Genomic DNA, 26,796 nt, shown 5'->3' with positions numbered 1-26,796 from the left:
ATGACGGCAAACGCACTCCCGATTCTCATCAGGCACTTGGCATCGAGCTACGGCCGATACACTGAATGGAAACATCGAACCGTGCGCAGGTCGGAAAGTGGACAAGAGGGACATAAAACCCATGCAAATCTCTGCCTGCTGCCTGGCACGAAGAATGCAAGCCCCTCGACATGCCCAGTCTCTTCTGCTTGGGGATGTCCAGCTCAGCCAATTGACGCTGTCGCTGGCTAGGGAAGTTAGGGGCGCGTGACATAGAGGGGAGCGCCTGCCCGCGTGGGACAGCCGCGGGTGCCCCGTCGCGTCTCCGTAAACTTCTTGCGCTCGCTCATAGCAGGTTCAAGGTTACCGCTTTGAAAGATGTATGGATGAAACGCGATAGGCGGAGGATTATGAAGAGAATGTCGGGAAGACCCGCGCTATGGCTTCGCCTGGGCGGACTTTTAATCTGCCTAGGCTGGCCGGCTGCCATGAGCAACACTATTCGCGCCAGCGACAACCCCCTTGTCGAAAGACTTAAGTCAACTTGGCGAGCGCAAGATGGTGAGACGATAGAACAAATCATCTCGAATGTCTCGAAGGTGGCACAGTTCGTCCCTCAGATGTGGGGGGTCGCTGAACTCGGCGAAAGCGACCATGTTTTCGTTTCGTGGACCAGGCACCGAGACAACAAATCAGACGAACAGTACGCGATCACCTGGAAAGTCGCGCTCGACGGTACGACTGAGCTTGCGTCAACCTATGCGAAGCCGATGGAATTGGGCTGGCGTGCCCTAGCGCTCTCGTTGATCGCCAAAGAAGTCGCAGATGGTGAAAGGGACGCAAACCTTAGCTTTCTGCATGATCCAAGTAACTTCAACTTTGTGACTACGCCGCAAGGCCGGCTCGGCGATCTTCTGCGGCAGGGCCGATGCACTATCATTGAACCTGTTGGGGTAGACTACTTACCCAAGCAGAATGACAAGCCGAACGAGAAAGGCGATCTATGGCGCATTCTGCTCTTGGTGAATTGCGATATCCAAGGACCACGTTATTTTACACACAACGGGGTCATCACTTTTGAGAAGAGCGAAGGCCAAGATTGGGAGCCACAATCCTCTTTTGCCAAGCGCATCGCGAAATTTCCTCCGGGCTCCTGGTTCCAACGAACCGAGCCAAAGGAAGAGCAAGACTCAGGAGAGCGAAGGCCTTAGCAGACGGTCGCGCAGAGCAACACCGCACCGCAGCTGCCGCACGGTCGAACGCCTCGTACTAACTGCAAGAGACACGCGCTCTGCAGTTGCGTTGTTTAACGGCTCCGCAACAGTCCGCCTGCCTTTCTCGCAGCAGTTCGGCCCGTCGTACGGAAGGTCGAGCAGCACGATTGCGTTTTTCCGCCAGGTGTCGAGCTCAGTGGCGCGTACTAGTTTGCGAGATGTGGTTTGCCCGCCTGCACTCCACCCTGTTAGAGTACACCAACTGCGGGGGAACCAGCTCTCATGCATTCTTCACTAGAGCCCTTGGAGATGCCTCCGGCCAAGCCGATTCGGGGTGCGCGCCGCGCATCGTGTAATTGCGCGGCATACGCAGGAGCGTGAGCTTAGCGACTTTGAGCCGGCACTAGGGACCGATGCTGAGACGAAACAGGAAGTTACAGGGTAGCAACCCCGGGCATACCCGCTGAGCGCCTGCCAATTTCCGAGTGCGCAGGGCGGGAAGCTCCGGAGCAGTACGCAAGAACGTCGATTACCGCACTGACTCAGCCGTAGATTTCCTCGCACTCATTCGTCTGCACGTCATAGACCCGGATTTTAAGCATGGGAAACCGCCTTTTTAATTCTGCTCCACCTGCGGTGGCACCGTCTTTGGTTGCGAATTCGGCTCTGAGTTGGCCATCTACTTCAAGCGCGTAAGATGAGACCGGTACTTCCCGAACGACTGCGACCATGTCATTCCCATTATGTAGTGATGTGCTTTAGAATGATGTAGCTTGAGTCGGCTAAACCGCACCAGAGCTATTCACCCGAAGTACGCGATGGGCAAACACGTATTGTGGACTTAAACCTCACACGAATTGCATGGCACTCGCGATTGTCCGAACACGTGGGCAGCTTGCCCACGCCTGGTGCATCCACGGCAAAGCCCGCGGCTCAATATCGCAGCCTTTTCAATTCCTGGAGAAAACGGGCACTGATGCCAGCGCTCCTGGGTAAGTCACTTGAGATCGCGGGGAACCGTCACTACCGAAGAGCGGCGGCCCGTAGCGCCTGAGCCATAAACAGTTCAATTCTTGTACACACGTCTGGGCAGTAGCACTAACGACTATGGTGCCGCGCGGAGGAGCCAAATGCCATAATGCGATTGGTATCAACGATCATCTCGTCTGGCGTAACAAGGAACGGATTTGCGCGGTTTGCTCGAACAAGAAACCTTCATTTACGCGGCGAGCGTTGAGGCTGAACTCCATCACGTCTTTGTCTAAACCGGTCAGAGCGAGCCAGAGCAGATCCTTTTTGAGCATCTTTTTCGTGACAAGACTTTGGGGCGCATTTCCTCGCCCTCGTCGGAACTGTCCGGTTTGCCGATGGAAGTCGTCACCAACAATGGCAAGGTTGCTCCTCAACGCCTGACTCCGCCGCAAGCACCGACGCCTCATAGCCGCTCAATTTTTGCAAGGAGGGAGCACAGCGTTCCAAGGCTCGGGCTTGTCCAGCATCCCGAGTTCGGCGCCACGCGATGAGAATCTCCTCCTTACGTCCAGAGGGTACAGCACGCTCGCGGTGAGAGAGCCGCCGATGCTCGAAGGATACCGCCGCACGCACACGGGAAGAAATCTCTTGATCCTTACGCAGCGTCAGGTCGTAGGTTCGAACTCACGCGAAGCTCTCATAAGGCACACATCGAAGCCGGCGGAATGGACATCTGCGGTCGAGCAATCGAATGTATCGGCACCGTATCGTGCGCGTGAACATGGACCAGGAGCGAAAGGTTATTGTCGGGATGAAGCACCGCGGAATTATGTTCGCATTGATCGCTCTCATCACATCTCCGGTTTCCGCCGCGACACTCAGCGGTGCTCCGCGCATCCTCGACGGAAATACGATCCAGATCGAGAAAACCACCGTTCGGCTCTCAGGCATCGAAGCTCCTGAGACCGATCAGATTTGCCTCGACGCACAGGGCCAAAAATGGGCCTGCGGCGTAGCTGTTCGCGACGAGCTCATCAAGCATTCGAATGGACGAACGTGGGATTGTCATACCGGAAGAGTCGATGAGTATCGGCGAGCCCTCGGCAGCTGCTTCATCGAAGGCGAGGATATAAACGCCTGGATGGTACGCTCGGGCTTGGCACTATCGGCTTTTGCATCTCACCATACATACGTTGTTTATGAGTTGGTGGCCAGCACAGCCCATGCGGGGCTGTGGTCCGGCGCGTTCATCGCGCCCTGGGACTGGCGTCGCCGCAATAGGAGCACGATTATCGTGGGCGCGACGTCGGTTCCGGTCGACGCTCAGGAAGTCCTGCTTGGATCCGTCTTGCTATTGGAACCGCCGTCCCCCGAGTGCCCGATAAAAGGCACAGTCGAGCGCAGAGGCGAGCGCATTTATTACCTGCCAGGGCAACCCGGTTACGAACAAATCGACATGACGAAGAAGCGCGGCCAACGCTGGCTTTGCAGCGAAGCGGAAGCCGAAGCCACCGGGTGGCGTAAGGCCGTGCCATGAGGCGACACATGCAAGCAGCCCATTCTCAAGACATATACCATTTAGCCAAGCACGTGCGTTCGCGGCGGTCACTGTTGCTGTTTGCTGCTTCGACAGTTTTCCTGCGGTTCGGCAATAAGATTGTCGACGCGAAGGAAGCAAAAGGCCCGCCCAAGCCAAACAACGTACTCTCGCCAGATGCTGCCCTGAATCGGCTGCTGAACGGGAACGATCGTTATGTCCAGGGCGCACCACGAATCGACGATTTCAGGCGCGAGCGGCTGGTCTTGGTTGAGGGACAAAATCCATATGCGGCGGTTCTGAGCTGCGCCGACTCCCGTGTGGTCCCCGAACTTGTCTTCGACAGCGGACTAGGTGATCTGTTTGTCTGCCGCGTCGCCGGCAACTTCGCTAACGATGATACGCTCGCCAGTATGGAATACGCGGTTGCCATACTCAACACGCCGCTGATCCTCGTACTTGGCCACGATCATTGCGGTGCGATAGACGCCACGATCAAGTCGCTCCATGAAGATAAGCGGCCGCCGGGGCACATTTCATCCCTGGTCGCTGCACTTTCTCCTGCAGTGAAAGCAACTGGCGACCAAGCCGGCGACGCGTTCGCCCAAGCAACCCGACAAAATGTGATTGACAACGTCAACAAATTTAAATCGACGGGCCCGATTCTGAACGCCGCAGTCGAGCAGAACCGCCTGAAGGTCGTCGGGGGCGTGTATCGGATCGGCACCGGCAAGGTCGAGATTGTCAGCTGATGCCAGCACTTTCACACTCCGGCAAATCGTCTGCCGCCTAATACAGCGCATCTGTTCCGCGCAGTTTTGTTGGTCCATCGTCTACAACAAACACACCGGATACTATCCGCTCCACAATTGTCCTCGCTTCAGGACTCCTTAGATATGCGCGGCCTCTTAATTCTTCTCTTGTTATACGCACTCATGTTGGCAACGCGTGGCCAGCATCCAGAAACCCACATAGCGCGTCCGGCAGCATTCATTCCTCCTGGTTGAGCCGCCAACCCAATGGAGGTGGTTCAGGCAGCAGATCGCAATGCGAAGAATTGCAAGCTCTGCACTCCAGAGCACGCGACGATCCCGAGAGCTTCTCAGCTCTGAGCGGGCAAGGCATCCGCGGTCCTGCTTTTGTAACCGAGCTCAGCCAGGGCCGAGGATCAACAGAACAATCAGCATGACTCTTCGGCCTAGGGCTGAAGGCGACATGCTACCCGCATCAGTACCGGACGGCCTTCCTGCACCAGCCATTTGGGAGACCGCGACCGTCGGAAAGCCAGCGTCGCATCAATCATTCGTTAGATCGTCTCGTTCGCGTCCTCGATGACGAGCTCCACACGAGAAGAAACTCGAAGCTCACAAAGTGGCGTCCCCTGTACACGGAGGCTGGTCGGTTCTAAGCCGCGGCGAGACTTAGAGAATGTTTCTAGTTCTACCTGCACAGGTGACGTCGGTGCGTCAGCCATGTTTCAACCGCGCGCACCGCCTCTACAGGCCTGAAATCAGCTGGCAACCGCTTCCGAAATCAGGCTCTTGCACGGAGTCGCTTAGTGGGAACAGAGCACTAGCTTCAGATCGTGTGGCGCCTGGTCTGTCGTAACGCGCGTGGTGCGCCCATAGTTGTCGCGCAAATTTGGTAAGCTCGGCCAAGATCGGAAGCATTGGTAGATCGCCGAAGAAAAAGACGCTAGCGGCCGTAAGAGGGTCGGCCACTCAGGAATGTGCACGAACTTCTCGCGTCCGGCCCGACAGAACGTGGAACAGGCTCCTCTGTTGCTGGCAGCCCGGAAAGCCTCCGAAAACGTGTTCGTAACGCTTCGTCGCTGGCATGAGCGGGGCACTCTTGCAGTCACCTCGAGCCAGAGTTGATCGCTCAATCACAGCGTCTGGAGCCGCCGTGCGTTTCTTGAACACCTGGGGTCCGGAGGTCCGCTTCGAAGCAAGCGCTCACCAGCAGTCGCACGAGCAGCAATTTGGGCTGTTGGTCGCGTCAGGAGACCGGAGCGGCCCTTAAACTTAAGCAGGAACGTTGAGCCCGGTCCGTGGCGGTCGAGTCCGCCTCTGTGGTTTTCTATGCGGCTTGTTGAGTTAATGACATCTTGTGCATGAAAGCAAACACGGAGACACGCGCATTGTGCTGGCATGGCACGGGGGAGTGATCTCCGCGCGATTCAGACAAGCCCGGCAACCATGCTTGATGGCACGTCAATTGCTGGGAAGACGGGCAACAGGCCGCAGGCTTGGGCGCTCTCCCAAGCACAACTCAAGAATTCCAAACTTGGTTCGAGCCTGCCTGTCCCAAGTGTGACCACACGTTCATGTGGAGAAGACATGCACCGCAGTCCCCGATCAGCCGCCAGAGACCCAGTGCGGTAAAGGCGGATCGATGCCGCCGCAGCGTATCGGCTGCTTTGCCGGCCAGCCTGAATGCCAGCGAGAACAGCTATATCTCCGTCAGGCCTCAGGCCGCTTAACTTGGGAAGCTACCCTATTCAATCTCGTGCATTCGATGTCAACTGCGACAGCTTCGAGAATGCCGTCCTGCGGGTGCCAAATCACCTGGCCTCGCCATGCGCGCAGTCCATCCGAATGACATGCGGGGATGATCGGCTCAAGACACGGAGGATGATCTATGAACGCTCCACCAGAAAAGATAAGTTCCGGAACCCACGCCGCGGCTGCGACCTGGGCTAATCTGTCGCCACTACTCGTCGAGATCCGTGCGCGTCGCGACGAGTTTAGCCGCACGCAGAAGATTCCGAAAGAAATCATCGACGGCTTCAGACGAGTCGGCGTCTATCGGGCTATGGCTGCCAAGCGATTCGGCGGTGAGGAGCGAACGCTGTCGGCTGGTCGAGCGCATTTCCGAAACCGACGGCTCCGCCGGTTGGGTCGCCAGCTTCGGGGATGGAGCTCGCTACCTCGCTGCTCTTCCGGACGACACGCTTCGCAAAGTGTACGCCAATGGACCTGACGTGGTGTTGGCGGGTGCGCTTTTCCCGCTCCAACCCGCTAAGCGATGCGCCGACGGATTTATCGTGAACGGCGTGTGGCCATTCGCTAGCGGCTCACCAGAGGCGGATTTGATAGGAGTTGGTATCACGTTGGAAGACGATCCGAGCGGTGACCTCCCGCGTGTAGCGGTGATGCCGGCCGAGAAGGTGACAATTCGGCCCAATTGGGACGTCATCGGACTGCAAGGCACCGGAAGCCACGATGTCGTCGTCAGCGACGTCATTGTGCCAGAGGAATGGACCTTGATCCGCGGCGGTCCGCCGACACTTGATGGGCCGATCTATCGTTATCCTGCCGTCGCCTTCGCCGCGCAGGCGCATGCGATTGTCGGCATCGGGATTGCGCGCTCCGCAATAGACGACGTGATCGCCATGGCCGAAACCCGTGCCTCGATCACTGGAGCGCCCGTGAGGGCTGAGCGCGGCTATGTCCAGCTTGAAATCGCCAAAGCCGAAGCCATGCTACGTTCCGCTCGTTCCTTCTTTTACGAAGCCACGGAGGAGCTGTGGAAGGAAGCGCTCAAGGGTGAGGTAAATCTTGGCACCACGACGCTAATGCGGCTCGCCGCGACGAACGCAGCGCGGCAGGGGGCTGAGGTGTGCAGGATTGCGAGCGGTCTTGCTGGAACTGAGGCGCTCTATAGCACCAGCAATCTAGCACGGGCCATGTGCGACAGCTTCGTGGTTGCCCAGCACGCAGCTTTAAACGAGGGAACGCTCCAGAGCGCTGGCCGCGCCCTGCTCGGAAGTGCAATACAACCGGGCTTCCCATAAAGTGGGGCACGCACGGGCAAGCCACACGCCACGCCAACGGATTACCGCACTTGCGTGATGATGTGGTCTGCCGCTGAGGACATGGCCCCTTGTTTCAATGTGAACAAAGACACCGCTTGGCTCTCCCCCTTTGACCCCGCTCCATATCCCGGACTACCCATTCGTTGTCCAAACATACGAGCCCTCATAAGCCTCTTGGCCCCTGTCCGATCATTGACGTTGCCGGGCAGGATACACCTGAACTTTCTGCGCAACGGCTCGCCGTTCAACTCACGAACTCTCCAAACCACCCGCGCAAGCGGGCTCGACTCTCGCACTGGTTGCTTACTTGCCGCTTGCGGCGCACGGTGCGGAAGAAGCTCTCCGTGGCGCACTATCCTAGCACTCACCCTTGCGGCTCATCGATGCGGCACGCCAGCGCTGGCAACGGCCGTGCGACCTTAATCTAAAGCGTACTGTACACCCCCGAAATTCGATCAATCCGCTCTTGCCCGCTGCTGGCGACTCGGCACCGACGGCGCGGAAGAGACGCTCGGCCCGCATAAGGTCGCGTTCGCCCGGCCGGCTATCTTGCGGCTGAAGAGATCCCTGGCGCCCTCCAATACAGCCAGCCCTATGCCGTTTGGATGGAGTGATATCGGCAAGCCGGACCCGGTTTTCTGCGCCGGTGAAGCCGTGCGATCAGATTCGGCGTGACCGGCGTTAGATCCTGGCGAGTGTCGGTGGTAGAGGCCATGAGCGCGCGAGCGCCGTTCTGCTACATCGGCCGTTCGATCGCCACGGTAGCCCCACGGCCCTGCCTTCCTCAGGACCGCGTGGACCCGAGGACTGCGATGGCGCTGGCCGCTCCCGATGGATCGGCCGTGCACGCCGGCCCAATGGCAACCGCAGCCGCACTGGCTGTCCGGCTCGCGATAGCCGCTCGCCTTGATGATCACCGTTGTGCAGCTGTGGCCAGCATAGAGGCCGCTGGCTAGGCCATGAATGAGACGCTCGATATGAGTAGCCGCTAGGCACGCGTATTTTTGAGCAATACATCACCTTCCACTGCGCGCGGATAGTGAGCCGCCACTTCAAATGATGGCAACAAGTTAAGAATGGCTTGCAGGGACAACTGCCCTTCATAGAGCTCGCGGTCACTATATTCGGTGTAGATGAAGCGCGTGTTGCTCAAGGTCCGCATACCGCCGGCGATAACGTCGGCCTCGGCTCCCTGAACGTCCATCCAGATAAAATCGACTCCGTCCAGCTTGGCTTCGCTGCACCAGTCGTCCAGCCGCCGTGTCTCAACCGAGACAGGGTGATCAAAGCGGACCCAATCGTACTCGGTAAGATGGTTCTTTGGACGGCGTATTGAACCGGATAGGTCCCAATCTTTCGCATCGCCATCTGCATTGCTTGGATGGAAGTCGATCGTTCCGTTTCGATCACTGATGGCGATTTCAAACAGCTTCACCCTATTGAGGGATGAGCCAAGCTTCTTCTTGAAGCGCGCGATCGCTCGAGGATCCGGCTCAAAGCAGTAGAGCTGGGGTTGCGGGCACAGTTCTAGGAACTTTTGCGTATCAGCCCCGTCATTGCAGCCGATATCCAGGATGACTGGGTTCGGCTTCTGAAGAAGTGAGACGATGTGCTGATGTACTTCTACGGACGACACAGCTGCTTTTCCATGGTGCGCGGAGATCTGGTGAAATTTCGACTTCAAATCCGCCTTCACACGCCGGAAGCCGCCGCACAACGTATATCAAGGTATAAGATTCATTTATCCGCCAGTCCTCTTGATCCACGACAGCTGTTTGGATGCCATCGGCATCAACCGGAGAGGCTATCCCTCGCGATGCAGTTCTCGAACCTATTGTTGGAAAGTGCGGCCTCAGTGAGCCAGATCGTCCTCTTAGCTCTTTCGAGTTGCCGAAAGAGCGCCCTCGTTTGAGCGTCACCTGTCAGATATGGATACCAATTGCGCAGAATGTGCTCGGCCGACTGATGGCCGCCATCTCAGATTCGCTGCCAGTAGCTCCCGGCGGTCTTTCCCTCGGGCTCGTGGGCGAGGAACGAAGTCGGCGAAAGCCCCGACGCACGCATCGCTCGGCGCAATCAAGCTTTCGTGGCGCGTGCAACTTTCTTCAAGTGCTGTCGGCGGACGAATGACCAGGGTCAATTCGGTAGGCTTTGAGCGCCCTGCCACGGTTGGACACGGGCAATCCGATACAATTCGATGGTGACCTGCCTTGGAGCACGCCACCTCTTACAAGAACAGCACCCGATTTTCTCGAGATCGTTGCATACATATTCGCATGCACGAGTACGGAAAATTTTGCGAGCCGCTCTTCGATAAAGCTTGTAGACCGCACGCTTCGCCGGCCACACTACTAGATTGTACCGTCAGGTAATCATGTGCAATCCCGACGTCGTCGAAACCCGAGGCCTCTCGATCAGTGCAACCGCCGCCTGAGCAACGTTGAAGTGTCCCGGGGCTCTCTGCGGGTGTTTCGAAGGAGCGCAATGTCATTTTCACAACAGCCGGGCGGGCTGTGCACCTCAGCGGGTTTGCTTCCGGACAAACACACACGCTGCCCGGGCAATGCTTTTGCAGAACTAGAAGGATAGATCGCTCAGCGCATTTCTGGCCTGACTCTTGCTACAGTCTACTTGTCACATTGTGCCTAACTTCAACTGTTCAAACGCTCAGGAGACCTCTATGACTTTCCGTCCGCTTCACGACCGCGTCGTGGTCAAGCGCATCGACGCCGAAGAGAAGACCGCTGGCGGCATCATCATTCCCGACACTGCCAAGGAAAAGCCCTCCCAGGGCGAAGTCATTGCAGTTGGGCCGGGCGGCCGCGATGAGGCCGGCAAGCTAATTCCGATCGACATCGAAGTCGGTGAGCGGGTGCTGTTTGGCAAATGGTCCGGCACCGAGGTCAAGATCGATGGGCAAGACCTGTTGATCATGAAGGAGAGCGACATTATGGGCGTTCTCACCGATGTGTTCTCCAAGAAGAAAGTCGCCTAATCCTGGGCTCGCACAGCTCACCCTCCTGAGGAGAGCCCACCGGGGCGCTGAAGGATGAATTAAACGGAACTGAGGGAATTCTCTATGTCAGTCAAAGACGTGAAGTTCGGAGTAGATGCGAGAGATCGTATGCTGCGCGGCGTCGACATTCTCGCCAACGCCGTACAGGTTACGCTTGGTCCAAAGGGCCGCAACGTCGTGCTCGACAAGTCGTTTGGCGCGCCACGTATTACCAAGGACGGCGTTGCCGTTGCCAAGGACATCGAACTCGACGACAAGTTCGAGAACATGGGCGCCCAGATGGTGCGCGAAGTGGCTTCGAAAGCTGCGGATGCTGCCGGCGACGGCACCACCACCGCGACCGTCCTGGCCGCCGCAATCGTGCGTGAAGGCGCCAAGTCGGTCGCCGCCGGCATGAACCCGATGGACCTCAAGCGCGGTATCGACCTCGCGGTCGAAGCCGTCGTGGCCGACCTCGAGAAGAACTCGAAGAAGGTCACCTCGAACGACGAGATCGCCCAGGTCGGCACCATCTCGGCCAACGGCGATGCCGAGATCGGCAAGTTCCTCGCCGACGCCATGAAGAAGGTCGGCAACGAGGGCGTCATCACCGTCGAGGAAGCCAAGTCGCTCGAGACCGAGCTCGATGTGGTCGAGGGCATGCAGTTCGACCGCGGCTACATCTCGCCCTACTTCGTCACCAACGCCGACAAGATGCGCGTTGAGATGGACGACGCCTACATCCTCATCAACGAGAAGAAGCTCTCCTCGCTGAACGAGCTGCTGCCGCTGCTCGAGGCCGTGGTGCAGACCGGCAAGCCGCTGGTCATCGTCGCCGAGGACGTCGAGGGCGAAGCGCTCGCGACCCTGGTCGTGAACCGTCTGCGCGGCGGCCTGAAGGTCGCGGCCGTCAAGGCTCCGGGCTTCGGCGATCGCCGCAAGGCCATGCTGCAGGACATCGCGATCCTGACCGGCGGCCAGGCGATCTCGGAAGACCTCGGCATCAAGCTCGAGAACGTCACGCTCAACATGCTCGGTCGCGCCAAGAAGTTGATGATCGACAAGGAGAACACCACGATCGTCAACGGCGCCGGCCAGAAGGCCGACATCGAGGCGCGCGTGGCCCAGATCAAGGCGCAGATCGAGGAAACCACCTCGGACTACGACCGTGAGAAGCTCCAGGAGCGTCTCGCCAAGCTCGCGGGGGGCGTCGCGGTGATCCGCGTCGGCGGCGCGACCGAGGTCGAGGTGAAGGAGCGCAAGGATCGCATTGATGACGCGATGCATGCGACCCGCGCCGCGGTCGAGGAAGGCATCGTTCCGGGCGGCGGCGTCGCCTTGCTCCGTGCCTCCGAGCAGCTCAAGGGCCTGCGCACCAAGAACGACGACCAGAAGACCGGCGTCGAGATCGTGCGCAAAGCACTGTCTTGGCCGGCCCGCCAGATCGCGATCAATGCCGGCGAAGACGGTTCGATCGTGGTCGGCAAGGTGCTCGATAACGAGCAGTACTCTTTTGGCTTCGATGCGCAGACAGGCGAGTACGGCAACCTCCTCTCCAAAGGCATCATTGACCCGGCCAAGGTCGTGCGCATCGCGGTCCAGAACGCCTCCTCGGTGGCCGGGCTGCTGATCACAACGGAAGCGATGGTTGCCGAGCTGCCCAAGAAGGGCGGCGCTGGCCCCGCGATGCCTCCGGGCGGCGGCATGGGCGGCATGGACTTCTGATCCACCTTCTCAAGTTCTCGATGACATGCGAAACCCTGGCAATATTGTCAGGTTTTTTTTGCATCGAGCGGCAGGTAGCCCGTTGCCAGCCCCCGAAGGTCCGGCCCATCGGCCTATCCAATGTGCGCAGCGGCAGGACCCCGACTCAAATTTCATGTGCTTCGCGACGACAGTACCGCGTCCGGTACGACGATGGAGCCGGCTATTTTGACTCACGAAGCTGCGTCTGCTCATCCAAATGTTCGGACCCTTGCCGTGCGGTAGACCCGGCGCCGCCTGCCCGCTTTCGACCTCCTTGCCCACTTTCTTTACCTGTCGCGTAACTGGAAGCGACGAAATGCCTTTCGTGACGTTTGCGCACTTACATCTTTTGGCCTAAGGGCTTGTTTGAACCCGGAGAACATTCTCAAAAATCACAAGTATTTTGCGGAAAGTGCGCCGATTATTCTGCGCCTCATTTGGTCCTCGCGGACGGGGCTCCCCTCAACTCCCCTGCTGCGGAGCTCGGGGCAGGACATGCTTTAGAATGATCGCACACTAAAGTCCCAAGGCTTGCTTTGCGTCCAATCTATAGGGAATCCGATGGGAACGGTGGGGTGCTTTCCAAAAGAACTCGCCGGCGGGGCGGCCGCAAGACACTCCGGCCCTCGGCAATGTGCCTATACTGCGCCTGCATCCACACTATACCAATGTCTGGCCAAGGTAGCCGCTCGGATGAATTGGCACGAAACGCGGTCAGGATCATTGTGGTCTTTATGGCCATGCACACCCAAGCTTACGCCCAATTCGCCGAGACGCAGGAACGCTTAGCTGAAGGGCATGCAACTGCACGATACTCCAGTTTCATCGCTGAGCTCAGTCAGCTGAATTTCGCAGACGCGGATGACCGCCGAGCTTTCCCTCCGACCCTACACAGCATCTTGGCAAGGCATGGACTGTTCGGGCTCACCGCACCAAGAGAGCACGGCGGGTTAGCTCTCTCTTTGCAAGAGGCCATCGACCTCACCTCCGCCACGGCATCGTTCGATGTCTCCGCTGCGTCGACCCTCGTTATCCATAACTTCTTAGCTTTGCCCTGCATCGAAGCGGCACCGCACATACCCGCACAAGCCCATATCATTCGGGGTGCAACAAGCGGCGATCTCTGCGCTTTCGCTTTGACGGAGCCTGGAGCTGGTTCTGCCCCGAGACATATAAAGTCTGCGGCTTTCATGCACGAAGATAAAGTGCGTATCTCTGGCCGCAAAATCTGGATCGGCCTTGCTGACTGGGCTCGCTGGATCGTTTGCTTTGCGCGCGCGTCGGGACCCGATGCGAAAGGTCGGCTGGTTGGTGTACTCGTTGACAGACAGGCTCCAGGCCTAAAGGTCACGCACGAGCATCGTACACTCGGCCTACGTGGCATCATTCAGAATACCCTGGAGTTCCAGGACGTCGAGATGCCCCGTTCTTACGTGCTCTCTCGCCATCAAGACGGCTGGGGTGCGGCGGCATCTAGTATGAACCGCGGCCGCATCGGTGTGGCTGCTATGGGTCTTGGAGCCCTTGAGCGCGCTATCCAGGTAGCCGCCTCTTATGCAGGCCAGCGTCGGCTTGGTAAACTGCGCATGATCGAAAACAGTTACATTGAGCAGCTATTTGGACAGATGGTGCTGCGGCGGGAAGTAGTGAAGGCGATGCTAGCAGCATCCTGCCGACTTGTTTCAGCGCACGGTGCGCCGAACGTCCACCTTGCGTCGGCGACGAAGGTTTTGTCCTCAGAGTGGTGCGGCCTTGTCGCCGATCAATGCGTCCAGCTGTTAGGCGGCCGCGGCTACGATGAGGGAACGCCTTTGGCCAAAATCTACCGAGACGCTCGCATCCTCCGCATCTTCGAAGGTCCGACTGAGACGCTCCTATCGCATCTCGGCCGTTGCCTCCTCTCTAAAGCCACGCGCGACGAGATAGCCGATCTGTTTCGGTCGGTTGGGGCGGCATCAGTCCATGCTGCTGCAATTGACGAGCTCTCCGGGCTGAATGAGACTGACGGTGCCGTGCTGATCTATGCGGGTTGGCTCACCACATTGGGACTGGCAAAAGCTGTCATGTCTGCTGATTGCTTCTCAGCCTCAGATTGCGCCGCGGCGGCGGCTGACCTGGTCAGTTCTGAACTGGCATCTCTCCGCACTCGCATGCCGGCACGACACTCTGTCGAAACTCGCAGTCGGGCTAATCGGACACTCGCCACCTTTCTTCACGACGCGGCTTGCTCTATTCGCTCCCCTGTCTTCACAGACGACTACCTTAAATTGCTGCAGTATGTCTGACATCTCCCGCATGTCCGACGTCCTTCCACGCCGTGGTGCCGCGCGCGACGCGCAACTTCCGCAAGCGGAAAGGTCCGTGACAACTCTCACGTCTACATGCGGCACGCGCTGCTGTGAAGGCCTAACCTTCTCATTCCTGGCGGCACGCCGCGGCAGCGAAGGCTTTCGCGTTAAAGAGCACCCGATACCGCTCCCCGATCGGGGCTGGCGCCCGAGAAGGGTGGGCCGCCTCGATTCGCCCCGCGCTGCAAACATCGATAGGCGTGGTGTGTTTTAAGCGTCCTGCTGCCACCTTCTCGCTGGCACATGGCATATGCGAGTTTTCACGACCTCTTAAAGGAGGAGCTTGCGTCTGTAGTCAACGATACTTTTAAGTCAAACTTCCGCTAGGCGGGTGGCGGGGCTCAAGACGGGAGGGCCTCCCCGCACAGGCCGCTTTCGCTTGATGCATGGCGTCGGGTTCGTCAGGTTTCGGAAAGCTCGCCCATCTACATCGATGTTGAAGTTAGCAGCACGTGGTAGGGACAGCGCTTGCCCCGAGTATGCGTGGGGATTTTGGCGCCGAGTCACGTTTCTGCTAACTTCAACCAGTGGTGCGGGCGTGGCAGAGAGAAGATCTGATCCATCCAGTCCGGCCAGGGCCGAGTCGCCCCGCGCTGTTTCCGGCGTGAGACTGGATCAGATCCGCACTACGGGGCGGCCGTCTTCCAGATCAAGCTCAATGCCCGCATGCGCTCGCTCCGTCCAGGAGAAGGATCTCACCTCGCATTATTCGACAAGTCACTCCTCAACGACTTTGTAATCCAGCTCGGCGGAAAATCTCGACCGTGAGGCTCGGAACTGCATAGTGTTGTCACCGAGCTAGTTCGTGGCTGGGGGTTTCACCAAAGCCGGACGATACGGGAAGTGCGGCGACGCGACAAGGCGCCGGAGCTCGTGGCGAGTGAGGACTCGGTTTGGACGCCGGTGCGACTGCATGCAGTTGTCGGCGGCTGCAGCTATTTGGTTGGCGAATCAGTACAGAAGGACTGGCGAGAATTCCGAAGCAGTCGAACTACAGCTTGTGCCGGCTCTGTGGATGCCTGGTCACCGACCTTAGCCCTGAGCGCGATTGGGGTCGGGCATCGGAACCCACACGAGGAAGTTAGTCTAACGGGCCCTCGATCGTGCTCGAGTGCAAGGGCTTTGAGGCGGCGAGGACGCTGGCTCACGAACCTGAGTGATCGGACGACCTATATCGGCTGAACATTCTCCCCTCTCTGCACTACTTCCAGGAGCTTCCGTCGAGAGCACCGATCCAACATCCGAAGAACCGCGTCGACTGCACCATCTAGGGACGCGGCTGTCCCGCACCGACCGAGTAGGTTCCGCGCGGGGGCATCGGGTAAGGTCCGTTGCAACCTAGGAAGTCCTCACGTCACCCTTTGTGTGACGACAGTCGATATGTACATTTTGTTCGGGGGGCTCCTGTAGCGCTCCGCAAGACTCTTGAATAACTCTCCGACCTCATCTGAAGGAACAGAAAATTCCCCATAGTTAGGATCAAAAAGGGTCGTCGTTCCATTCGACGTCACTGTCGCAATCATGTGGGCGCCACCTGCGGCGAAACGCAAGCTGACCAAATACATGGACGCATCCTGGGTGAGCTCCTTCACGATCTGGTCAATGCACGAAGATGTATCAAACCTATATCGCGTCTCTTCAGCAGACGGCTCTAAGCCAGCGTCGCGTAACGTTGTGTTTTTTGCCTGGAGGTTGTGAGACCCTTCCGCGCCACCGGTTTTCAATTGAGCCTTGAGCTCTTCGTACTGTTCCTGCCGACTTGCCGCTGAGCGGTGCTTTTCAGTGTCCGGGAGCAGAGCCCTCATTCGGGATGACGGGCTGCTTGGGAGATTAAGGAGCCACTCCGCTACCAATCCAACACAGATTCCGTTGACATTGGCTTCGGGCAATTCAGCAGTCCTGTAATCGAATAGAGCGCGGACAGGGCTATCGGCAGAGGATAACTCCGAGCTGGAGGACAGAGAGCTGTGGCGCGAGTTGCTTGGACTATAAACGATTGAATCTGAGGTATGTGGCTTGCTGAAGCAGAGCCCCATCCTGTCGATCAATTCGCCCGACGGCAGGCTCTCTCGTCGCGCGACTTCAGTGAGTGTTTGCGCAAATTCGGTACTATCTGCGGGCCTGATCGATCCGTCGGCTTGATCAGCGCGTGTGTATTGGCCATCGAGTCGATTATACATCCTGGTTCACCTGCTTCTTCGGCGCACGCGTCCTCAGGGAGAGCGCGCTGCTTACATCTTGCTGCGGATGATATCGCAGCAAACTGACGAAGAGCTGACCACCAACAAGCCTGGGGAAGCTACGGCCGCGGCGGCCAATTGGTTGCACGACAGTGCCACTCACGAGCGGGGCTGCAGGTGTGAGGTAGTGGCCGAACGGCTAGTTACTCTTGCACACTACGGAGGGCGCGCTTGGAATTGCAGATGCCGTCAGGATGATGGCTACGCTGGACAGCGCGACCGTCGGTTTGGTGGTCGATCTCACCTTTATCGTGTTGCGCCGCTCGGTCGCACAACTACGCCTCCAACAGTGCGCAATTCACGTCCCCGTGATCGGCCATCGGCGAGTGAGATGCTGTTGTTGCCGCTGACGTACCTTCAGCACAGATCCGAAACCCGGTTTGAATACAAATTACGATCTTGTTCACTCTACAAGAACTGGCGCAGACATTTCTCACGGCCATCAGTGTGCCGTTAGCCGCTCGGACGGCGGCATTTCAGGTTCAGCCCGCCTAAACACTGCAACAGTCGAGCGAGCCCGACATACACCCGCATGTGACACGTCATATCGGGAAGCCGAACCGGTGCTTGTGCGCCCGCTCGACCTCACCTTCTGCTCGCATTTTGTTAGCTCAGCCCGTCATGCTGTCGCGCTCATTTGCGCGAACAACGTTGCCGCATCGGAGGGACTTAATCCAACGACGCCTACGAAGCTCGGGGACGGCATCGGGATGTCTCGATAAGTGGGTCTCCACAAGTGAAGGCAATATCGGCTGTTATTCACGTACCTCGAATGTGGCGGATGCAGTTGCATGACGCACTCTTCTTCATCCCAGAACAAGTCTTTCACAAAGCACATCTCGTCCCAATTCGGACAACGCCGCGGGGTCGAAACAGCGACATGCTCCCAACCGGGACGGACAAACGCACTTATCTTAAGTTCACACCCACAAGGCCCCTGCACAAGGAACAGACCGGAAGGGCCTGACCCTGGAGCAGTAGCGAACCGGCCGTGTTGCACGCGGCCGGCCTCCAGCTTGTCTATCATCTGCGGTCGCACGCCCGCTCCTTTTCTTCTCGGATAGCCCTGACGTCTACGTAGATGACGCTGTCTCGTAACAAGTCAACCTGCTCGGTCCTCGGCCCAGCGTTCCTAAACCAATCTACAGCGCGCCATCCGCGAAAGCCGTAGATGTCTATCATCACTCACTCTCCTCTGATTATTGCTCTAAGACGTACTTCGCCCTCGGGCCGCCGGTCGCCTGAGCATGAGCGGTACCACTAATTGCGCGTCGGGCGAATTGAGCCGCCGATTGCACCTGGCGCTACTTATGTAAGTCCATCATTAAGTCTCTCCGAGGCGAAACAGTTTGTCATCCGTGCCAGGCAGTATTCACTGCTCATCGCCGGCAGAGCGCACATCCCGCATGAGCAGACGAAATCGGCGACTCTGACGCGTCACCTCGTCTTCAATGAATTGGTCTTCATCATGGCACGCTGCCGTGTTGGCGAAACATCTAGAGCTCATGATGCTCGCGAAACCAGTAGTGGCACCAGATAGATCGGAGTTACATTGCTGCTTCGCGAGAGAGAGTACTTGATCACTCGACGGCCTCCTCGCCAAGGCTGAACAGGCCCAATGCGCCGTTTATGTGAAAATGGTTCAGCTTTATGGCTTCCAAATCGGCATACACATAGCCGCGGACGCCGGCATGCTCCGTTCTTCCAAATGGACCATCCGGCGGATCGCCTGCTATCTTGGTCGTAAGCTAACGGTCAGAAACAATGATTAGTCGATTTCATCGACTGCAACTGCGAATGTCGCCCGATTTTCCGCATCACTAAGATGCAGCTCCTAACGCGTTGTCTACGGCATGGCGCTCGCGAACCGCTCACCCTTTGCCGTTAATCAGGGTGTTGTTTCCGACATGAATGTCGCGACTCAGACGCCGCGCAACGGCTCCGTGTCACCAACCCACCGCATCAAACGCGCTGCAGACAGTTCTACCTCGTGGCATGTCGCTTGCTGTGCTGACAGAACGCGACCTCGCTGTAGCGAGGATGCACGAGCAATGAATCGGCCGAATCGTCGCCGCAACGAACATCGGTTCTGATGCCCCATGAAAAGAGGACTGCTAACTTATGAGTGATAGGAGTCATGCAAAGCTTGGCATTTTTCTGTTCACCGGCGCTCAGCGTAATGAAATGACTCATTGGCGCGCAACAAAGCGCCCAACGATCAAGCATTGCGGCACCGATCGTCCCTCCCGGCGAGCCCAGAAAAGGTGGAACTTGTGGCCTCTGGCCGCACTCCTCATAAATGCGCTGCTTTGGGCCGGGATCTACTTAGTCATCGCAGCGTTCTTCTGAAACACTCTCGCGCATGGCAACCGCGCGATGGACTTCTGGCGCCTCTCGCAACCGCGGGCCGCCACGGCTGCGAACAAACTGATGCCAAGGCGCTTCGCGCTCCTACCGGGATATACAATGCGCTGCTCCGGCGGAAGGAAATGTCGACGCATGACCCAGATGCCTCGAATTAGCGACACTGATGTGCCGCTGCCGCGCGACGAAGTGCCAAATTGACCTGTAGCAGCTCAACCCGTCCGCGGCGAGTGGCATCCGGGCTTCCAAGTGAGGCGCGACGGATCGACTGCAAGTGAGGACTAGTGCCAGTATTCCCCTTATGTGAAAGTTAGCTTTCGAGAAGCTGACGAAACAAGGTGACCTAAGGGAACGTTGGGCAGGCGGCTGGCTCGGGCCCCGTGCGTGTGGCATAGGACGGTCAGGCGTCTTGCCTTCTGGCTCTCTCAACGCTCCGTACAGGCGGCATTGACTTGCTTGCTGAGCGATATCTACCTAGCCAATGGGTCGGGTAGAGATCGACAGGCTGAGGCCTTATGGACCGTAGCGACGCTTTACAGCTCTTGCTCAGGCTACGTATCGTCCTCATTCTTGCGCATCTGCCACACGTGTGCACGCCACGCTAACTTGTCGTACTCCAGGGCAATCTTAAGCAGCCTGTCTTTGGCTTTTCCGTCGATGAGCGCTGCCGCTTTCTTTCGCGTTGCTTCCGCGCGGCCTCGCCAGTGATCGGGCTGGTACAGTTTACTTTTCGGATTCATGCCGAGAGCATGCAATCCGTAGATCAACGAATTGCGACACTGACGCTCCGTATAATCACGTAGGAGCGACGCTCGTGGCTCCGGCTGCCGAAGCAGTCAGTCCCCAGTCCACAGCAACCATTCAGAAACGGCTGAATGCGCATTGCAGACGATGCTCGTACGAAGAATGCACAGTCACCGACAGCTTCAGACCATTGCTCCCACCAAAAGACTCGAATCGCACGCTGCGTTAGATTGTAGGATTCTGGACAGGTGTGGATCACCTCTGACAATCAGTCGATTACTGATAGTTCACGAGCATTGGAAATGCCTCAAACATCTACAATCGCCCGGGACGACCGAATAGAGAGCCTAACATCATCCAGATGCGAGCCTGCCCGCGATTCATCGAATGCTATTCCTCTTTCTGCTGTACGTAATCGCGCGTTAGGAGGTCTGCGCGGCCGACTCCGATCAACTCAGACTCGGCTGACCCGACGCAAGACGAAACCTACCTCACAGAGATACCCCCCAACCTCTTCACATAAAGTGGAGCAGAAGCGCGATGACACCAAACATTGCCTCAGCGCGCCATCATGGTCGCTCTTGCCAGGCCGAATGCATCATCAACAACGAGAGAAGCACATCTGGCCTCCCTAATATGTATGCTTCGCCACAGCTGGCCAGGGCCGCGTCGAGCCGGCATCGTGGCGAGTCCGCCGTCACTCACCGGCCGGCGATTAGGCTGACCATAGCACCTCAGGTCATGTCAAGCAGACTCAAGCAATCCTCGAGGCATCGAGGCATGCACTGGCTGCACAATCACAGCAACTCCAAGACCTTCATCTGGTGCGTCGGCGCAGCTGCTACTAACTCCCCTCTTTCGTAAGGCTCTGCCGGTATGCAAGGTGTCGTTCCTGTCCTCCTGGACAAATGACGAACTCCGTACAGTGAGAACGGCAAAAGTAGAACAACGAGCTTGCAGACAGCTAAGCAGATCCGCCTGTTTCCCGGTTTGCAGGTGATGCGTTCCGGGCAGCAAGAACAATAATCAGCTCCACCGAACTGAAGAAATGTCATGGTTCAAAAACAACAAATTCGGCCGGCTCCGCGCCTCAGGCTCTACTACCGCGATATCGCCCTAGGCGTGGCAATGGCAACTGCAATGCTTGCGCCGGTCAACGCGCTTGATCGAACGCCGACCGCAGAGGAGAAAGAGGCCTGCATGGGAGACGTGTTTCGCCTTTGTAGCAGTCACATACCAGATCGTACCGCTATTACTGCCTGCCTCAGATCCAAGCAAGATCGTCTCAGTCAGCAATGTCGCTACGTGATCTCCGGGCGGGACACCGGCAATAAGAGCAGCGGATCGAGGTGAAGATGCTGCGAGCTGTCCGCCCGACTCCTCTCCAGAAGTCGTCCCAGCTTGACGTGCAGCACGTCACACGAGGGTTCGCCCAACGGCTCACCAGCTCATGCGGGCCGGTCAACGGACGCGTCCATCGCTCCTTGGAGGCTTTCATGCGCAGGTTCATTATAGTGAGGTGGGGTCATTTCGTAGAGCCAGCTAAGCTCAGCCTGGAATTGGCATCGATATATTCATAGCACGTGCGGAAGCCGCTCTGCGGCTCCGCCACGGCGGCACCGGAAAGCGAAGCCTTGTGATCCGGCCGGAACATCGACGGCAAGCGGGCGCGAGACAGAGCTGTTATCCTCGCATCAAGCAACTCAGTGCTCTGACTAGCCGCCGATGTCCTCTCGAGGGCACCATCGAACGGAGGGAGCTTGACCCTGACGTAGCGTCAGGTTGTAGCGTCGCCACGGGTGCCACGTTCATCCGACGGCCCGCCTCAAGGACTCGTGCGGCATAGCGAGTGCGGATAGACCGGCAGCTGCATCAGGGCGCCCGGTTGCGAAGACGCCTGGCTGGACGGACGGACCCTAGATTGGATAAGGAACGTGTAAAGTTCGATGGAACCGCTTAAATCGATCATCGGCAAAGTTGCCACCGGTGCCACTCTGACCCGCGAGGAGGCCGCGTTAGCGTTCGACAGCATGATGTCCGGCGACGCAACTCCCTCGCAAATCGGTGGCTTGTTGATTGGGATGAGGGTCCGCGGGGAGACGATCGAAGAAGTCACGGGCGCCGCATCCGCAATGCGAAATATAATGCCCACCGTCGAGACGCGATGTGACCCCATCGATATCGCTGGCACGAGCGATACCGTTATGTGTTCGCTCAACGTTTCGACGTGCGCTTCGTTCATCGTCGCCGGGGTCGGCGTTCCCGTCGCCAAGAATGTCAACCGCGCGGCATCTTTGCGCTCAAGCACCGCAGACGTGTTGGCGCGCCTCGGCGTAAAGGTCGATCTCAAGCCTGAGGCAATTGCACGTTGTGTGCACGAAGCCGACATTGGCTTCATTTTTGCGTCACCCGACTATCCGGCGATGCAGCGCATCAGGCAGATCCGGAGCGTACTTGGAACCCACACGATGTTCAATCTAATCGAGGCTCTGTCGAATCCAGCCAGGGTCAAGCGGCAGATTCTTGGAGTGTTCACTCCCGAATGGGTGCAGCCTCTGGCGCAAGTCTTGAAGAACCTTGGTGCCGACTCGGTATGGGTTGTTCATGGCTCGGACGGGCTCGATGAATTATCCCTCACCGACACAAGCTTTGTTGCTGCGGTTGAGGCGGGTACAGTCCGCACGTTCGAAGTCACGCCGGAGGAAGCCGGGCTCCCCCGCTACCGCGCCGATGAGCTGGAGTGCAGTGATGTCGAGGCTCATGCCTTTGCGTTACAAAAAGTGCTTGATGGGCTGCCAGGTCGTTTTCGTGATGCCGCCCTTCTGAATGCGGCGGCCGCACTGGTGGTGGCCGGGCGGGCCTCGAACCTACAGGAAGGCGTGGCGCTTGGACAAGAATCACTTGATCGGGGCGCTGCCGCCGCTCGACTGAATCGCTTGATCGCCGTTTCAAACGCCTGACAGCCGATCTGGTTGATGCCGCATCCTTGCGATCGATAGTGCAGCTTACGCGCGAGAAAACTGTTGCAGCCGCGAATGCGGGTTACTTGTGCCGATTTCTCATGGAGCGCCCGCTTGCGCAAGTCCTGGTCAAAACAGCTCCGCGCTGAACACTCAGCCCGACAGCCAACATTTGGTGCACTAGAGGTTGTTCGCGCCCCGGTTGCTGAGGTGAGGACCCGCGACGAAGCGTGCGCAACGCGGCAAAGGAGACGATCGAAGATGCCCTGGCAGAGGATTGAAACACTTGGAACTATCGCAACGATAGAACACATCATTCGGAAGTTTCGGGAATTGATCGATACAGATAGCTCGATCCCGCCGGAGCTGCGGCGTGCGCTGCACGAGACGCTGGATGGGCATCTTCTGGAGGCAAAGCGGCGTGTTCTCCTGAGAGAAGAATAGGTCCGGATGCCGTTTACACACGGAGAGACACTGGCAGGCCGGCGTTGCGCTCTATGCCCACGCTCAAAACGCTTGCGGCCAAGCTTGGCTTCGAGCTGCTCGCTCGTTCAGCGGTGATTCCGATGGCGATTGCTCAGCGCCGCTCATCTCGCCGCGGACTGGCCATCGATGGTGATGGCCCGCATACGCACCCTGACCAACTCTACATTTCGTCCAAACTCGGCGCACTGGGGTCATGCGTTGGACACGCCGCCGGCGCATTCGCCGGATCGCTCCTAAGGCCTCAGCCACAGGCTTCCCCCTCAGGGTGGCGCTGAATGCTTGCGACACCAGCCCCTCGGGGGCCCTCTTCGGGTAGCATGAGCTTGGCCACGTTCTCATTTGCCCGCAAAAAGGGGCTTGAATCTGACGTAACGTTAAATCGTAGGCTCTTGAGGTGTTACCTACATGGGTGTGAAGGACTTCGGATGCCTCAGTTGGTCAGATCCGCGGACCGGTCGCTGGTCATGCTCCTTATGCCCGATGGCCCATTGGTCGAGAGGGCTTTGCACCAAGTTCCAATCGCGGCGCTAAGGGTAGCAAGTAACTTTCAATGCTGCGGCATTTCGGATCTGGACGAAGTGGCGGTCGCGTACCGCCCCGCCAGAGAGCCGATAACGACAGAATTGATCGACGTAGAACTCAATCCGAAGCGCCTAGATGGTGCTGCTTTCCTCAAGCTGACGCAAGCCCGCCTCTGGCGCAGCAGCGCACAAAATCAGTTTGCCGAACCCGCTACCTTCAAGCTGCTTTCCCGCACGTGGCGTCTCGATCGCGCAAAGGTGTGACAGACGGTGGGCCTGCGCAGGTTTTCGAAGTGACCCGGCGTCTTGCTCCGCGTGACCAGCGCGGCATCGGACGTTATTGCATGGCATGCGGGAGCAGCAAGTTGAAAGACCCGGCCGGCCTTAAGAAGGTTCTGTGTGTTTGATCATATTGAAGGTCAGTGCCGCTGCATCATCGGCTTCAATGATGGAGATATGAGAGCGCCATATATGTGCGGCGCCTCTGTATATCAAAGGCGCGGCAAGAAACCCTCTTCGTGGTGCGCCTGTCACAACCGACAGATGCACACGACCGCAGCAGAGCCGAGCGAAGTGAGTGATCAATCGGCAGATTTCCCTCAAGAAATAACCATCGTTCGCAACCCATGACAACCATTAAGAGCCGGCCAAAAGAAGCATATGACTGGGGCGTCGCCAAGCACTCCGGGCTTCCGATGAAACGCATCGGCACAAACACAATGTGCGGACCTGATGCACATGAATAGCGAGTTGGATTCTCCACCTTCGTCGAGCAAAACGCCAAGTATACTCCTGACAAGACCACGATCCATTTCGAACGGAAGACGCCCAGCTATGTCATCCTCAATCGACTGATCGAGCGGATCGCTCGCGCCTTCGAGAGCCAGTTTGGTGTCCAGAGAGGAGGCCGAATCAAGATGCCCCGACTCGCAGGGGACTTTGGATGCTGCGACGCAGATGGATCTTTTCCGCTTCACGACGCCAAATCAGCACTCGGTTACTTCCGCCGAGAACATCTACCTAGCGAAAATAGAGCGAGTGCATACGTAATATCCAGATCTAGCCGAATGCGGCCGGTCGGTCGAGCCGATGCGCGCTGGGAAGAAGTACCGGTCGCTTATATGACCAAGCGACTGGGGTGCGAGATCGAGGCAGACGCGCTGATCGCACATGTTTGGTCACGGTCCGTTTTAGCGTGCCGCGCGAAATCATTTCACACGAAGCATTCCGAACATCGCACTACCCAACGTCCCGCGCTTTTTCTGAAGCGAATAGCCATGCGACCGAGCTATCAATTGAGATCGGCAGATCTGAGACGGGCCGTTCTCTCCCACTACATCGCAGGTGACATCGAGACGGCGCAAACTCTCCCTGTCTCAGCGCCTTACCACGGGGTGGCACGGCTGTCATGCTTGCCATGACCATCCCATCCTGATCAAGTCCAGATGCCCGGAGGTCGCGAATGCCGCGGATCCTAATTATGAATGCCGGTACGCCTCAGATGTCGGGCGCCCATCTAACAAAGGCTCAACGTTCGCTGGCCGCCAGCTCGGCACACCGTTCAGCGTGGTTTGCTCAGGAGGGCGACCTGATCGTCTCCCCGGTAGCGATCCCGGCGGATCTGCTATCCTTCATTGGCGCGACGCTCGATTTCGATGCATCGCGTCTTCGCCTTGTTGTACCTGCGAGCCGCCAATCGACGATCCTCGATGATTGCACGTTGCTGTCCCAGCCTGTTGTCGAGCGGCTCAAAAGACATATTCGTCAGAAATCCGCCTGGCGATTGCATCCCTGCTACTTTACAGAAGGTGTCGCACGTTTGGCGGCCACACTGGGCATATCGAAGACCGGGGACGACTTCGCTCTGCAGCGCGGGCCTGATCTGTTGAATCGCAAGAGCCACTTCCGTCAGTTGGCAACAAGCGTCGCACTTCCGCTCCCTCATGGATGTGTCGCGACAGACCCAAATGGACTATTCAAAGCGGTCACTGCCCTCAAATCCGAGACGGGCAGGGTCATTGTAAAGTTGGATAATGGAGCTGGAGGAGTCGGAAATGTCATCTTGACCCGCAGCAAAAGCGATCCGCTACCTGGAGCCAGAGATACTCGGATGATTTCGTGGCCGTCGCTTGATCCTGACGCGCTTTACTCTGAGATCACAACAGCATCGTGTAAGACGCTGGTCGTCGAATCATACCACTTGGCCCGATCTCTATTTTATCTCGAGTATGAAATCCAGGATGATGCATCAATCGCTTTTATCAACAGTGGAAACATACGCCTGCGTAAAAGCACAGATCGGTCCGAACGGGCTCTCACCTGGACGGGGCTTGAGCTTCCAAGCGACCTGGAGAACGAGCAATGGTTGACTGCCCAGGAGCATGCCTACCGATTTGTGGCACTAGCGAGAGACCTGGGCTATCGCGGAATGATCAACATCGACGCCATTTTCACAAAAGACGAACGGTTGCTGTTCAATGAAGCGAACGGCCGCTGGGGTGGCGGATCGGTGTTACACAACATTGCGATCCGGCTGCTCGGCTTCGACTATTCCAGCCGCAACGTTATTCTATCTGTAAGAAATGTGCGATCGCCATCCTTTCAAGCGGCGCATGATCGCTTCTTCAAAGAAGGACTCCTATTCGACCGCACACGTAAGGCGGGCGTGATCCCGCTTGCCGCCGACGAGGAGGCTGGCACCGTGGAGTGCGTTGTGATTGCGCCAGACAGGACTGCGGCCCACGATCAGCAACACCGACTTTTGAGCTCCTAGCGAGCAATCTTCACACGCTCAATTCACTGCCCCGCTCCAAAGCAGCGCTTTATTCGGCCCTACATAAAGAGGGCACAGTCTGAGCAAATAGGTTCGGCGC

13 protein-coding genes are annotated in these 26,796 nt (G+C 57.8%); 10 read left to right on the top strand and 3 right to left on the bottom strand.

Translation table 11 applies throughout. The annotated features are described in order from the left end of the window. The first annotated feature begins 467 nt into the window (after positions 1-467). Positions 468-1,190: a nodulate formation efficiency C protein gene (locus N2604_RS07890; RefSeq protein ID WP_245333206.1), complete on the top strand. Its 723-nt coding sequence runs from the start codon at positions 468-470 to the stop codon at positions 1,188-1,190. 1,160 nt (positions 1,191-2,350) lie between these two features. On the opposite strand, the gene N2604_RS07885 is transcribed toward N2604_RS07890, so the two are convergent. Further along, a complete protein-coding gene (locus tag N2604_RS07885) occupies positions 2,351-2,599 on the bottom strand; it encodes a hypothetical protein (protein ID WP_124163825.1) in 249 nt (82 codons plus the stop codon). A 317-nt stretch (positions 2,600-2,916) separates the two neighbouring features. Between N2604_RS07885 and N2604_RS07880 the strand changes: the two genes are divergently transcribed. The 3 genes from N2604_RS07880 to N2604_RS07870 all read left to right on the top strand — a co-directional run bounded on the left by N2604_RS07880 (position 2,917) and on the right by N2604_RS07870 (position 7,498). Beyond that, a complete protein-coding gene (locus tag N2604_RS07880; RefSeq protein ID WP_245333207.1) occupies positions 2,917-3,702 on the top strand; it encodes a thermonuclease family protein in 786 nt (261 codons plus the stop codon). Positions 3,703-3,710: 8 nt separating this feature from the next. Continuing rightward, a complete protein-coding gene (locus tag N2604_RS07875; RefSeq protein ID WP_245333208.1) occupies positions 3,711-4,454 on the top strand; it encodes a carbonic anhydrase in 744 nt (247 codons plus the stop codon). Positions 4,455-6,430: 1,976 nt separating this feature from the next. Then, entirely contained in the window at positions 6,431-7,498 is a 1,068-nt protein-coding gene (locus N2604_RS07870; RefSeq protein WP_260374227.1) for a flavin-dependent monooxygenase, read from the top strand. A gap of 1,009 nt (positions 7,499-8,507) precedes the next feature. On the opposite strand, the gene N2604_RS07865 is transcribed toward N2604_RS07870, so the two are convergent. Beyond that, positions 8,508-9,155, bottom strand: coding sequence for an FkbM family methyltransferase (locus tag N2604_RS07865; RefSeq protein ID WP_124163670.1), 648 nt, complete (start codon positions 9,153-9,155; stop codon positions 8,508-8,510). Between the two features lie 1,044 nt (positions 9,156-10,199). On the opposite strand from N2604_RS07865, the gene N2604_RS07860 reads away from it, so the two are divergent. The 3 genes from N2604_RS07860 to N2604_RS07850 all read left to right on the top strand — a co-directional run bounded on the left by N2604_RS07860 (position 10,200) and on the right by N2604_RS07850 (position 14,545). Continuing rightward, a complete protein-coding gene (locus tag N2604_RS07860) occupies positions 10,200-10,514 on the top strand; it encodes a co-chaperone GroES (RefSeq protein WP_074448393.1) in 315 nt (104 codons plus the stop codon). Between the two features lie 84 nt (positions 10,515-10,598). Further along, positions 10,599-12,239 carry a chaperonin GroEL gene (gene groL / locus N2604_RS07855; RefSeq protein ID WP_124163641.1) on the top strand — a complete coding sequence of 547 codons (1,641 nt, stop codon included), beginning with the start codon at positions 10,599-10,601 and terminating at the stop codon, positions 12,237-12,239. 755 nt (positions 12,240-12,994) lie between these two features. Then, positions 12,995-14,545, top strand: a complete 1,551-nt coding sequence (locus N2604_RS07850) for an acyl-CoA dehydrogenase family protein (protein ID WP_158626804.1) — start codon at positions 12,995-12,997, stop codon at positions 14,543-14,545. A gap of 1,412 nt (positions 14,546-15,957) precedes the next feature. Here N2604_RS07850 and N2604_RS07845 read toward each other — a convergent pair. Further along, positions 15,958-16,788 (bottom strand): YopT-type cysteine protease domain-containing protein, encoded by an 831-nt coding sequence (locus N2604_RS07845; RefSeq protein ID WP_124163643.1) that lies wholly within the window; start codon positions 16,786-16,788, stop codon positions 15,958-15,960. 5,114 nt (positions 16,789-21,902) lie between these two features. On the opposite strand from N2604_RS07845, the gene trpD reads away from it, so the two are divergent. From trpD to N2604_RS07830, 3 genes are all read left to right on the top strand, one after another. Beyond that, positions 21,903-22,916, top strand: coding sequence for an anthranilate phosphoribosyltransferase (trpD, locus tag N2604_RS07840; protein ID WP_124163645.1), 1,014 nt, complete (start codon positions 21,903-21,905; stop codon positions 22,914-22,916). A gap of 911 nt (positions 22,917-23,827) precedes the next feature. After that, on the top strand, positions 23,828-24,187 hold the full coding sequence (locus N2604_RS07835) for a hypothetical protein (RefSeq protein WP_245454662.1): 360 nt from the start codon (positions 23,828-23,830) through the stop codon (positions 24,185-24,187). Between the two features lie 1,216 nt (positions 24,188-25,403). Next, a complete protein-coding gene (locus tag N2604_RS07830) occupies positions 25,404-26,696 on the top strand; it encodes a peptide ligase PGM1-related protein (RefSeq protein WP_260374226.1) in 1,293 nt (430 codons plus the stop codon). The last annotated feature ends 100 nt before the right edge of the window (positions 26,697-26,796 follow it).

Source organism: Bradyrhizobium sp. CB1015, from assembly GCF_025200925.1.
Taxonomy (GTDB): domain Bacteria; phylum Pseudomonadota; class Alphaproteobacteria; order Rhizobiales; family Xanthobacteraceae; genus Bradyrhizobium.
This window is presented reverse-complemented; position numbering and strand designations above follow the sequence as displayed.

Bases quoted from the DNA above. Each gene is read 5' to 3' on its own strand.
- N2604_RS07850 (WP_158626804.1), top strand. From the start codon at position 12,995: ATGGCCATGCACACCCAAGCTTACGCCCAATTCGCCGAGACGCAGGAA.
- N2604_RS07830 (WP_260374226.1), top strand. From the start codon at position 25,404: ATGAATGCCGGTACGCCTCAGATGTCGGGCGCCCATCTAACAAAGGCT.
- N2604_RS07860 (WP_074448393.1), top strand. From the start codon at position 10,200: ATGACTTTCCGTCCGCTTCACGACCGCGTCGTGGTCAAGCGCATCGAC.
- N2604_RS07845 (WP_124163643.1), bottom strand. From the start codon at position 16,788: ATGTATAATCGACTCGATGGCCAATACACACGCGCTGATCAAGCCGAC.
- groL (WP_124163641.1), top strand. From the start codon at position 10,599: ATGTCAGTCAAAGACGTGAAGTTCGGAGTAGATGCGAGAGATCGTATG.
- N2604_RS07835 (WP_245454662.1), top strand. From the start codon at position 23,828: ATGCCTCAGTTGGTCAGATCCGCGGACCGGTCGCTGGTCATGCTCCTT.
- trpD (WP_124163645.1), top strand. From the start codon at position 21,903: ATGGAACCGCTTAAATCGATCATCGGCAAAGTTGCCACCGGTGCCACT.
- N2604_RS07875 (WP_245333208.1), top strand. From the start codon at position 3,711: ATGCAAGCAGCCCATTCTCAAGACATATACCATTTAGCCAAGCACGTG.
- N2604_RS07890 (WP_245333206.1), top strand. From the start codon at position 468: ATGAGCAACACTATTCGCGCCAGCGACAACCCCCTTGTCGAAAGACTT.
- N2604_RS07880 (WP_245333207.1), top strand. From the start codon at position 2,917: ATGTATCGGCACCGTATCGTGCGCGTGAACATGGACCAGGAGCGAAAG.